Annotated in this window: 9 protein-coding genes; 4 read left to right on the plus strand and 5 right to left on the minus strand. The window is 35.9% G+C overall.

Translation table 11 applies throughout. From position 1 onward, the window contains the following. The first annotated feature begins 58 nt into the window (after positions 1 to 58). Both ppk1 and GFO_RS07615 read left to right on the plus strand, forming a co-directional pair. The gene (gene ppk1, locus GFO_RS07610; RefSeq protein WP_011709502.1) at positions 59 to 2,113 is read left to right on the plus strand and encodes a polyphosphate kinase 1; all 2,055 of its coding nucleotides are present in this window, start codon (positions 59 to 61) and stop codon (positions 2,111 to 2,113) included. After that, entirely contained in the window at positions 2,110 to 2,961 is an 852-nt protein-coding gene (locus GFO_RS07615; RefSeq protein WP_011709503.1) for a substrate-binding domain-containing protein, read from the plus strand. The genes ppk1 and GFO_RS07615 overlap by 4 nt, the downstream gene beginning before the upstream one ends. Positions 2,962 to 2,965: 4 nt before the next feature. Here the strand turns inward: GFO_RS07615 and GFO_RS07620 are convergent, their stop codons facing one another. After that, entirely contained in the window at positions 2,966 to 3,631 is a 666-nt protein-coding gene (locus GFO_RS07620) for a uracil-DNA glycosylase (protein ID WP_011709504.1), read from the minus strand. A 47-nt stretch (positions 3,632 to 3,678) separates the two neighbouring features. Here GFO_RS07620 and GFO_RS07625 point away from each other — a divergent pair, with 47 nt between their 5' ends. Continuing rightward, positions 3,679 to 5,862: an endonuclease MutS2 gene (locus tag GFO_RS07625; protein WP_011709505.1), complete on the plus strand. Its 2,184-nt coding sequence runs from the start codon at positions 3,679 to 3,681 to the stop codon at positions 5,860 to 5,862. 139 nt (positions 5,863 to 6,001) lie between these two features. Next, entirely contained in the window at positions 6,002 to 6,418 is a 417-nt protein-coding gene (locus GFO_RS07630; RefSeq protein ID WP_011709506.1) for a thiol-disulfide oxidoreductase DCC family protein, read from the plus strand. On the opposite strand, the gene GFO_RS07635 is transcribed toward GFO_RS07630, so the two are convergent. From GFO_RS07635 to GFO_RS07650, 4 genes are all read right to left on the minus strand, one after another. Then, positions 6,415 to 7,749, minus strand: coding sequence for a dicarboxylate/amino acid:cation symporter (locus GFO_RS07635; RefSeq protein WP_011709507.1), 1,335 nt, complete (start codon positions 7,747 to 7,749; stop codon positions 6,415 to 6,417). The genes GFO_RS07630 and GFO_RS07635 overlap by 4 nt on opposite strands. A gap of 19 nt (positions 7,750 to 7,768) precedes the next feature. Then, the gene (gene aroC / locus GFO_RS07640) at positions 7,769 to 8,833 is read right to left on the minus strand and encodes a chorismate synthase (protein ID WP_011709508.1); all 1,065 of its coding nucleotides are present in this window, start codon (positions 8,831 to 8,833) and stop codon (positions 7,769 to 7,771) included. 211 nt (positions 8,834 to 9,044) lie between these two features. Beyond that, positions 9,045 to 9,419 carry a response regulator gene (locus GFO_RS07645; protein ID WP_011709509.1) on the minus strand — a complete coding sequence of 125 codons (375 nt, stop codon included), beginning with the start codon at positions 9,417 to 9,419 and terminating at the stop codon, positions 9,045 to 9,047. Positions 9,420 to 9,425: 6 nt separating this feature from the next. Further along, the gene (locus GFO_RS07650) at positions 9,426 to 11,378 is read right to left on the minus strand and encodes an ATP-binding protein (protein ID WP_049792100.1); all 1,953 of its coding nucleotides are present in this window, start codon (positions 11,376 to 11,378) and stop codon (positions 9,426 to 9,428) included. Between the last annotated feature and the right edge of the window lie 31 nt (positions 11,379 to 11,409).

Here is an 11,409-nt window from a genome sequence, read left to right on the forward strand (position 1 = left end):
ATATATTAAAAGCAAAGCATGGTGTACTTTGTATTTTTAACCAAACAATAGATAACCCATGCAGCAACTTAATGAAGACCGTTTTAGACATAGAGATCTAAATTGGTTGAGTTTTAATGAGAGGGTTCTTCAGGAAGCCGCAGATAAAATTAATCCTTTGTACGAAAGGATGAAATTTCTCGCAATATTCTCTTCTAATCTGGATGAATACTTTAGAGTAAGAGTATCTCAATTGCGCCAAATGAAGCGGGTAAAGAAAAGTATTCGTAAAAAATTGGCTCTGCGTCCTTCAAAAATTACCAAACAAATTATTCAGGAGGTAAAGAAGCAACAGAATGATTTTGGAGATATTTATCATAACCATATAATTCCTGAACTAGCCGAAAATGGAATACATATAAGAGATGCTGAACATTACAGTGATACTCATAAGAAATTTGTTGATTCATTTTTTAATAATAAAGTTGAAAAGCATATAAAACCTATTGTCCTGGACCTGGAAAATGAAAATGAATTATTCCTGGAGAATTCGGTGCTATATTTCCTTATTACATTTAAAAATGAAAATAAACTGGCGGTAATAAATATCCCTGTAGAGGACTGCGGAAGGTTTGTGATGATGGACGATGTACAGGATGAACATAATATTACCTACCTGGATGAGATTGTTCGGCATGAAGCATTTAAAATTTTTCCTGAAGACGATATAACCGGTATTTATGAAATTAAACTCTCTCGTGATGCTGAACTTTATATAGATGACATTTATGAAGGTGTACTGGCAGAGAAAATCTATATCTCTTTAAAACAACGTACAGAAGGCCAGCCTACAAGACTTCTTTATGATGCAAAAATGCCTAAGGAAGTTCAGAAGAAAATACGCAAACTTTTGAAACTGGGAAAAATAGATATGATGCCGGGCGGCCAATATCATAATTTCAAAGATTTCTTTTCCTTTCCAGATCCCACTAATAATAAGAAATTACATTTTAAAGAATTACCGGCGCTTCCCCATAAAACATTAGACAAGAGTAAAGACTATTTCAAGGCTATTGCAGAAAAAGACCAGTCCTTACATTTCCCTTATATGTCCTTTTCTTATGTGGAAAAGTTTGTAGATATGGCTGCGGAAGATAAAGATGTGACTGAAATAAGTATTTCCTTATACCGGGTGGCAGATGAGTCTGAACTGACAAATTCCCTGATGAAAGCTCTTAAAAATGGAAAAAGGGTTACCGTTTTTGTTGAGGCCAAAGCAAGATTCGATGAAGAAAATAATATTAGTTGGGGACGAAAATTTGAAGAAAAAGGAGCGAATGTTATTTATAGCTTTCCTAAAGTAAAGGTACATTCCAAGATCATGCTTATTTCCCGCCAGGAAGGTGATGAAAATGTGAAATATGCTTATATAGGAACGGGGAATTTTAATGCGGAAACATCAGCGATCTATTGTGATCATGCCATATTTACTGCAAATAAAAATATAACTAAAGAACTTTACAGATTATTTAAAGTTCTGGAAGGTGAGTTAATTATACCAAGAGAAAAGAATCTGTTAATTTCTCCATTTTCTACAAGACAGGAGTTTACTAAACTCATCTACAATGAAATTGAGAATGCACGGGAAGGCAAAAAAGCTAAGATCACAGCTAAAATGAACAGCCTTGAAGATGAAGATATAATTGAACTACTTTATAAAGCAAGTAACGCAGGTGTGGAAATTAGAATGCTTATACGTGGCTTTACCTGCCTTATCCCCGGAGTAAAAGACCTGAGTGAAAATATTTATATAACAAGTGTAGTAGATCGCTTTTTGGAGCATGGTAGAATTTATCTTTTTGAAAATGGTGGGGATGATTTAATGTTCTACGGAAGCGCTGACTGGATGAATAGAAACCTTGATCGTAGGATTGAAGTTATTTCGCCGGTTCTGGACGATGATATTAAACAGGAATTTAAAGATATTCTTGATATTCAATTAAATGATAACGTAAAAGCAAGAATTCAAGATCCTGAGGAAACCAATAAATATGTGCAAAGAGAAGAGGGAGAAAAAGAAATTCGTTCTCAATATAGCATTTATGAATACTTAAAGAAAAAACACGCAACATGAAAACGATAAAAGTAGGAGGCGTTCCTGAACATTTCAATCTTCCATGGCATCGTTGTATAGAAAACGATAAATTCAAAAAAGAAGACATCAATGTTGTTTGGAAAGAATTTCCTGAGGGAACAGGTGCTATGTGTAAAGCGCTACGTTCAGGAGAAATTGATGTAGCCGTAATACTTACTGAAGGTGTAATTCGGGATATCATTAATGGGAACAAAAGTAAGATCATCCAGACCTATATTGCCAGTCCTTTGATTTGGGGAATTCACGTAAATGCTGGTTCTCCATATAGAGACATTCAGGATCTTAAAAATACGAAAGCGGCAATAAGTCGAATGGGGAGCGGGTCTCATTTAATGGCGTATGTAAATGCTGAACACATGGATTGGAATACGGATGAGCTCCAGTTTGAAATCATCAATAATCTGGATGGTGCCATTGATGCACTTAAAAAAGATGATGCCCAGTATTTCATGTGGGAGCATTTTACCACCAAACCTTTAGTAGACAATAAAACCTTCAGGCTAATCGCAGACTGCCCTACTCCATGGCCTTGTTTTGTTATTGCCGCGAGCGAGGAAAGTATTGAAACAGAACCAGAGGCACTACAGAAGATGCTCGGAGTATTGAATTCAGAAACTGAAAATTTCAAACTTCAGAAGAATATTGAAGTAGAGCTTTCTGAAAGGTACGATCAGAAACTGGAAGATATCAGGAAGTGGCTGGATCTTACGAGCTGGAGTCAGGAACAGATCTCAGATAAAAATGTGGAAAAAGTAATGGATAAATTAAAGACTTTAAATCTTATCGACTCAAAAATTAAAGTCTCGAAGGTTATCCATAATTTCTAATCTTTTACCATTCTATGGGTTGCTCACCTTGACTCTTTAGATATTCGTTGGTCTTACTAAAATGTTTATTTCCAAACCAATAACCACGATTGGCACTTAAAGGGGAAGGATGCCCACTGGTTAAAATTAGATGTTTAGAGTTATCAATTAATTTAGTTTTTTTCTTCGCATAACCACCCCAAAGTAGAAAAACCACATTTTCTTTAGTTTCAGAAACTATACGAATTACCTGATCTGTAAAGGTTTCCCAGCCCTTATTTTGATGAGAACCTGCCTGGTGAGCTCTAACGCTAAGGGTGGCATTTAGCAATAATACCCCCTGATTTGCCCATCGTTCAAGATTTCCGGTAGAGGGAATAGGTTTATTTAAATCGCTCTCTATTTCCTTAAAAATATTGATCAATGATGGAGGGAATGCTACCCCATCTTTCACAGAAAAACATAAGCCATTTGCCTGCCCTATTCCGTGATAGGGATCCTGTCCTAAAATTACCACTTTCGTATCTTCAAAAGAAGAATAATCAAAAGCAGCGAAAATTTCATTTCCAGGAGGAAAACATTTATGTTCTGAATATTCATCCTTTATATAGGTTATAAGATTTTCGAAATATTCTTTTTCAAATTCGTTATCCAGCTTGTTTTTCCAGCTTTGATCTATTCTTACGTTCATGAGAATTAAGTAACTTTGTAATGCCTCAAAAGTAGGGAAAAATTGATATGATAAAAATTAGTTCCAGGAGTCTTGATGATCTTGAGTTTCCGGTAGTTTGTAATCAAATTAGCGATTTATGCGTTACCGGACAGGGAAAAGAAAAGGCTCTTAATATTCAACCTTATCCAAATTACAGGAAAACTGTTTTCGGGCTTGATCAAACCAACGAATATTTTGATTCAAAAACGAATGATCAGCCTATACCTAATCACGGGTTCGATGCTATTCAATCTGAAATAAAACTATTGGGAATAGAAGGATCTGTGATCGAGATTGGAGGATTTCGGAAAATCGCCTCGATTACTGAAACAGTAAATACGCATCTAAAATACTTCAAAAAATATCATGAAGTATTTCCGGCCCTTTCTGAAACTGTTTCTCATATTGAATTTGATCTAAGTCTTACCAATACTATTAATGGCGTGATAGACAGGTTTGGGGAAATGAAAGATGACGCTTCTCCCCTTCTTCAGAATTTAAGAAGATCTATCAATTCTGTAAAAGGAAAAATAAATTCAAGTTTTAATTCGGCGCTCTCCACCTATCAATCTTACGGTTATCTGGATGACATTAAGGAAAGTGTCGTTGAAAATGTTAGGGTTCTCGCTGTAAGTGCTATGCACCGTAGGAAAGTAAAAGGTGGGATTATGGGTAATTCCAAAACTGGAAGTATTGTATATATTCAGCCTGAAGCCACCTATCAATTTACCAGAGAACTAAATAATCTTGAATATGAAGAAAAAGAAGAAGTAAAACGAATTTTAAAATCTCTTACAGAATTTACAAGACCTTATCGTGAAATTTTAACCGAATACCAGGATCTGCTAAGTGATATGGACGTGATTTCAGCAAAATCGAAATATGCTGAAAAAATAAATGGGGTTCTTCCAAAAATCACAAAAGAAAGAGAGCTTCATATAGAAGAAGCATATCACCCCCTGCTTTATTTAAGCAATAAGAAAAAAGGAGAGAAGACATTTCCGCAAAGTATCGAGTTGATGCCTAATAACCGGATCATGGTCATTTCTGGGCCTAATGCCGGTGGTAAAAGTATTACACTTAAAACAATTGGTTTACTACAGGTGATGCTTCAAAGTGGAATTTTGGTTCCAGTTCATGAATATAGCCGAATGTGCATATTCAAAAAAATATTAACCGATATTGGAGATAATCAGTCTATTGAAAACCACCTAAGTACATATAGTTATAGGCTGAAGAATATGAATCATTTTCTAAGAAAATGTGATGATAAAACCCTGTTCTTAATTGATGAATTTGGAACGGGAAGTGATCCGGAGCTCGGTGGTGCACTGGCTGAAACTTTCCTGGAGGTATTTTATGAAAAGGGCTCTTATGGAATTTTGACTACGCATTATGCAAATCTGAAGAAACTTGCTAATGAACTTCCAGAGATGAGCAATGCGAATATGATGTTTGATAGCAAAACTCTGGAACCAATTTATAAACTTCAGGTTGGAGAGGCAGGTAGTTCTTTTACTTTTGAAGTAGCTCAGAAAAATGGAATTCCATATAGTCTTATTAATCGCTCCAAAAAGAAAGTAGAGAAAGGAAAAATACGTTTTGACCGCAGTATTGCTAATCTTCAAAAAGAAAGGTCTGTTTTAAGAAAAACTACCGATTCGCTTAAACAAAAGGAGGAAAAAGCAGCTGCGCAAAAAGAAAAACTCGAAGAAGTGAACTCTAAAGTTCAGCAGAAATTAGAGAGTTATCAGGAATTATATGATTCTAATCAGCGTCTCATATACCTTGGTCAAAAGGTGAACGATATTAGTGAGAAATACTTCAATAATAAAAAGAAAAAGGAGCTTATTGGGGAGTTCCTGAAAATGGTGGAAATTGAAAACTCCAAGCGTAAAAAAGAAGGTGTAAAAGAACAGAGAAAGAAAAAAGCTAAGGAAAAACAGCTTAATCAGGAAGTTCAGAAAAAGATTGAACCAATTCGGGAAAAGAAGAAAGAAGAGAAAAAGAAAGAGGATCATATTAAAAAACAAGAAGCGAATAAACCTAAAGCCAAACTTAAAATTGGAGATCGTGTTCGTTTGGAAGATGGAAAGGCCGTTGGCTCCATAGATACTATTGAAAAAGGAAAAGCAATCGTAAATTATGGTATGTTTACTACATCGGTTGGCTTGGAACAATTGGAACTTGTACAGTCGGCTAAAAAATAAAACATAATTATCTTGAATTAAGATAAATCCATATCTCCAGGTCACATCGAGCGCAGTCGAGATGCTTTTAATGACCCTTCGACTGTGCAGGGAGACAAAAGCATATTCAAGGTATTAATTGAAAAAGATTAAATAAAATATGAATTCAGTTCCGGAAAATAAAAAAATTATACTTTTTGATGGCGTTTGCAATCTATGCGATGGTGCCGTTCAGTTTATTATTAAACATGATAAGAAAGATATTTTTAGATATGCTTCCCTGCAAAGTGAAATAGGCAGGAAACTAGTAGATGAAAGAGGTCTGGATCCTGAAGAATTAGATTCAATTATTTTAATAGAGCCAGGCGTCGCTTATTATAGAAAGTCCAGCGCAGCTCTTGAAATCTCCAGAGATCTTTCAGGAGGATATTCCTTATTAAAAAACTTTCTGTTTATGCCGGAATCTCTCAGGGATGGAGTTTATGATTTTATAGCCAATAATCGTTATAAATGGTTCGGGAAAAAAGAACAATGTATGATCCCTTCTCCCGAATTAAAAGCTAAATTTTTAGATTAAACTTTTTCGCTTTCGGTAATCGTTTCTTCTTCCGGGTGATACTCATCATCCCAATTTTTTACATTAGGAGGCCCCATCATATCTACAGATTTTGCAACCATTAGAGATACCGCAGCATCACCAGTTACATTTACGGTAGTTCTACACATATCAAGAGGTCTGTCTACTGCAAAGATCAAGGCTAATCCTGCTTCAGGAATTCCAGCCTGGGCTAACACTATAACCAACATCACCATTCCCGCACCTGGTACAGCGGCGGAACCAATAGATGCTAATGTAGCAGTAGCAATAATTCCTAGTTGCGCTCCAATTGTTAGATCAATTCCGAATGCCTGAGCAATAAACACTGCGGCAACAGCCTGATAAAGACTAGTACCATCCATATTTATCGTGGCTCCAATAGGCAAAACAAAACTGGTAACTTCTTTATGCACACCCATGTGTTCTTCTACTCGTTCCATCGTTACTGGAAGTGTTGCAGCACTTGAGCTCGTTGAGAATGCGAGTAATTGTGCCGGAGCAATTCCATTAATAAAAAATGATGGTGTGTTCTTTGTAAATATCCATACTAATAGCACATAAACTCCAATCATTAATGCCAGACCAACGAGTACTGTTAATGCATACATGACCAATGCGGCAAAAAGATCGGCACTTGGAGACTCAACTACCAGCGCTGCTAATAAGGCAAACACACCATATGGAGCTGTAAGCATTATCAGATCTATCATTTTCAGTATCACTTCATTAAAGCCATCAAAGAAATCTTTTACCGGTTTAGCTGTTTTTTCAGGAATAAGTATTAATCCTATTCCGAAGAAAATGGCGAAAAATATAACCTGCAACATATTCCCATTATCACCGGCTGCACCAATAATATTACTAGGCACAAGATCTTCCAGGGCTTGTAATGGCCCTGCATCTTTCTGCTTTTGAGCATCTGATATCCTAACAGAGGCATCTCCTTCATAACTTGTTATAAGGTCGCTACGGGTTTCTTCTGAAATAGTACGTCCGGGTCCAATAAGATTCACCAGAAGAAGTCCTATGGAAACTGCGATAACCGTGGTAATAATATAGGTAAGAATAGTTCGCGTTCCCATTTTGGAAAGCTTGGAAATATCTTTAAGATCTGAAATCCCTTTTATTAGAGAAGCCAGGATCAAAGGCACTGCGATTAGTTTAAGGGCATTGATAAATATGTTACCAAAAGGTTTGATCCAGTCGCCAACAAAATCTGCTCCCCAACTAAAATTAGTCATGATAAGGGCAAATATAACCCCAGCTGCCATTCCTAATAATATCTGCCAATGCAGTGCAAGTTTTTTCATGTTTAGGTTTTTCTAATAATTAGATTTTCGATGATTTATTCTGGAGATAATAGTCAGCAAGCACCAAAGCAGCCATAGATTCTACAATTGGAACCGCTCTTGGAACTACGCAAGGATCGTGTCTACCTTTCCCCTGCATTTCAACTTCATCTCCCTTGGAGTTAATAGTCTGTTGTTTTTGCATTAAAGTAGCAACAGGTTTAAAGGCAACCTTGAAGTAAATATCCATTCCATTGGAAATTCCTCCCTGGATGCCACCACTTAAATTTGTTTGGGTAGAACCATCTGTATTGAAATGATCATTATGCTCACTACCTCTCATTTTAGTCCCCTCAAAACCACTACCGTACTCAAAACCTTTAACAGCATTAATGGAAAGCATCGCTTTACCGAGTTCAGCATGAAGTTTATCAAATACTGGCTCTCCAAGACCTATAGGCACATTTTTTATCACACATTGTACAGTTCCTCCAACAGTATCACCGTCTCCCCTGATTTCTTTTATATATGCTTCCATTTCCCTAGCCATTTCAGGATCTGGACAGCGCACAGGATTTTTTTCTATTTCTGAAAAATCAAGTTCGGAATAATCCTTATTTAATTCAATTTTTCCAACAGAAGAAACAAAAGCATTAAAACTAACACTTTTAAGCATTTGCTTGGCAATACTTCCAGCTACTACCCTGCATGCAGTTTCTCTGGCAGAAGATCTTCCCCCACCCCGGTAATCTCTTATCCCATATTTTTCATCATAGGTATAATCTGCATGAGATGGCCTGTATGTATCTTTAATATGGGAATAATCCTTAGATTTCTGGTTAGCATTTTTTATAATAAAGCCGATAGGTGTCCCGGTTGTTTTACCTTCGAAAATTCCCGATAAGAATTCTACAGTATCCGGCTCTTTTCTTTGAGTGACAATGGCAGATTGTCCCGGACGTCTTCTATTAAGATCATTCTGAACACTTTCAGTATCTATTTCAAGACCGGCAGGACAACCATCTATAACTCCACCAATGGCCACACCATGTGATTCGCCAAATGTGGTTAACTTAAACATTTTTCCAAAGGAGTTTCCGGGCATGCGAAGGATTTTGAACAAATGTAATTTTTTAAGAACATATTTGAAAATGGAATCCTAATTAATGTTAGGACAACAAATACTTCTCATTCAAATTTTCAAAAATCAGTTTTTTACCTACTAAATGAAATTGTTATAATTAAAAATAATGACGTAATGATTAGTTGCAGTGATATAATCTCAATAAGGTGCGTGGAATACTTATTAATTTCTTTCAGCTATTACTCTCTTTCTCCTGTAATATACTGTCTATTTTATTGGTTAATGTCTCCATATCAAATGGTTTAGATAAAAAATCTACGGCCCCGGCAGCTTTACAGTCTTCACCAACGTTATGTAACGCAGACATCATTAGAATCGGAACCTGTGAAACAGACTCATCTTTTTTAAGTTCCATGCATACATCGGTGCCGTCTACACCAGAAATAAGTTTGTCCAAAAGAATTAATTCTATATCATTTTTAAGAATATTTTCCTTTGTTTTACGAGGTTCCTGAGAGACAGTAATCTCATGTCCACTGAATTCAAGAATATCTTTCAGCATAAAGCCTATGGTCTGGTCATCGTCCACGATCAATATTTTTGCCATTCTTTTTTAATTTAGAGGTAAAACGAAAATGAATTCAGAACCTATGCCAAATTCACTATTAACAACTATTTTTCCGTTGTGTCTTTTTACTATTTCGTTAGAAAGATACAAACCAATTCCGAAGCCGGCATAAGTTTCATCCCTATTTCCTGAAACGCGGTAAAACCTTTTAAATATTTTGTTGATTTCTTTCTTCTCGATACCAATCCCAAAATCTTTTACACTAACGGCGACTTCATTTTCAGTTTTATTATAAACCGTTACTTCTACGCGATTATCTTCTGGAGAGTACTTTAGAGCATTGGTAATAAAATTTATAATCACCTGTCCAATACGATCTTTATCTGCAATCACGTCACATTCACAATGATGTTTGAGTTCTATTTGCACTTCTTTGTTAGAATATGAAATATCTTCAATAATTTCTTCTACATGATGGTTAAGACTAAATTTCTCCTTCTTAAGTTCCATTTCATTATGTTCAATCCGGGAAAGATCCAACATTTCAGAAATTAACCTGATAAGTCTTTCAACCTGGGTCTCAATTCTGTTTAAATAAGGTTTTACTGGTAGTTCGCCATTTTCCTGATTAGCTTCAGGAAGCATAGTCAGCAATAATTGTACATAACCTTTTATTGAAGTAACAGGAGTCTTTAACTCATGACTTACTAATTTCAAAAAACCTTCCTTACGGTTTTCCTCATCTTTCAATTTCTGAATTTCGGTACTGGAGGTTATCCAGGATGTGATTTCACCCTCTTCATTTCTAATCGCTGTCGCACGGTTCAAATGCCATTTGGCCTGTCCATTTGCATCGAAGATCTTAAATTCCAGGTCTATATCACTACCTGTCTCCAGACTTTTTCTTGCTACCATTTCTACTTTCTCCCGATTATCAGGATGAATAAGTGACATCCAGGACTTACTTAGTAATTCCTCTATACTCTTACCGGTATAATTTCTCCAGCTATTATTATAAAAGACAGGAACACCTTTAGCATTGGTCATACAAACTTTAAGTGGCATAAAATTAACAAGGTCACGAAGTTCTTTTTCACTTTCCTTAATCTTTTGATTTAGCAGACCCTGATTGGTGACATCATTCGCTATAACCGCAACACCATCTATTTCTCCCCGAATATTCTTTTGTGGTTGGTAGATAAAATCAAAATAGCCAGGTCTCATTTCATCATCCTGTAAATGATTTATCAACTTTTCCTGAGCACTATAAGCTTTTCCAGAATCTAAAACATTTTTAAAAATTGCGGGCATCCCCTGCTCAACCATTTCTGGGAGAACCTCAAATAATGGTTTTCCCTCAACGTCGCTCCCTTTCCCCCAGACTTTCTTAATAGCATCATTGGCAATTTCAACGATCATATCCTCTCCTTTCAGAATAGCAATAAGGGAATTGGACGAATGGATCAATTCACGATATTTATATTCACTTTCTTCAATTTTTTTGTGAAAAATAGCTTTTGGCGTTACTTCCTGAGCCATCACAGCCACTCCGCTCAGTTTCCCTGCAATATTTTTTTGTGGTTGATATACAAAATTGAAATAGGATAGTTCTTTTTGGTTCTTCCTAGTTATATAAACAGGCAGTTCATACCCATACCTAGCTTCTCCGGAATCCATAACCTCTAATAATAATTGTTCCAGGCCTTGTTCTTTAATATCGGGATGAGCTTCAAGTAACGATTTACCAATTATATTCTCGTCTTTCTGCCAGAAATCTAAAATGGGTCTATTCGCAATTTCAATTATTAGGTCTTTACCTCTAAGCAAGGTGATCATTGAAGGGGAAGAATAAATTAATTCCTTAAAAGAATACACCTTATTTTTTAAGGTAGCATTTTCAATTTCTAAATCTTTGGAGACATCTTGTAAACCACTGATCGTTTTTTGATTTTCAATCAATTGTTTTTCTAATTCCTGAATGCGTAAATCTTTCTCCATATGGGGGCATTTAGATCTCTTGAATACCAAA

The sequence above is a fragment of the Christiangramia forsetii KT0803 genome (assembly GCF_000060345.1).
GTDB lineage: Bacteria > Bacteroidota > Bacteroidia > Flavobacteriales > Flavobacteriaceae > Christiangramia > Christiangramia forsetii.

Excerpts from the sequence above, each read along its gene's own strand:
- GFO_RS07630 (WP_011709506.1), top strand. The coding sequence starts at position 6,002 with ATGAATTCAGTTCCGGAAAATAAAAAAATTATACTTTTTGATGGCGTT.
- GFO_RS07625 (WP_011709505.1), top strand. The coding sequence starts at position 3,679 with ATGATAAAAATTAGTTCCAGGAGTCTTGATGATCTTGAGTTTCCGGTA.
- GFO_RS07620 (WP_011709504.1), bottom strand. The coding sequence starts at position 3,631 with ATGAACGTAAGAATAGATCAAAGCTGGAAAAACAAGCTGGATAACGAA.
- aroC (WP_011709508.1), bottom strand. The coding sequence starts at position 8,833 with ATGCCCGGAAACTCCTTTGGAAAAATGTTTAAGTTAACCACATTTGGC.
- GFO_RS07645 (WP_011709509.1), bottom strand. The coding sequence starts at position 9,419 with ATGGCAAAAATATTGATCGTGGACGATGACCAGACCATAGGCTTTATG.
- GFO_RS07650 (WP_049792100.1), bottom strand. The coding sequence starts at position 11,378 with ATGGAGAAAGATTTACGCATTCAGGAATTAGAAAAACAATTGATTGAA.
- GFO_RS07615 (WP_011709503.1), top strand. The coding sequence starts at position 2,110 with ATGAAAACGATAAAAGTAGGAGGCGTTCCTGAACATTTCAATCTTCCA.
- GFO_RS07635 (WP_011709507.1), bottom strand. The coding sequence starts at position 7,749 with ATGAAAAAACTTGCACTGCATTGGCAGATATTATTAGGAATGGCAGCT.
- ppk1 (WP_011709502.1), top strand. The coding sequence starts at position 59 with ATGCAGCAACTTAATGAAGACCGTTTTAGACATAGAGATCTAAATTGG.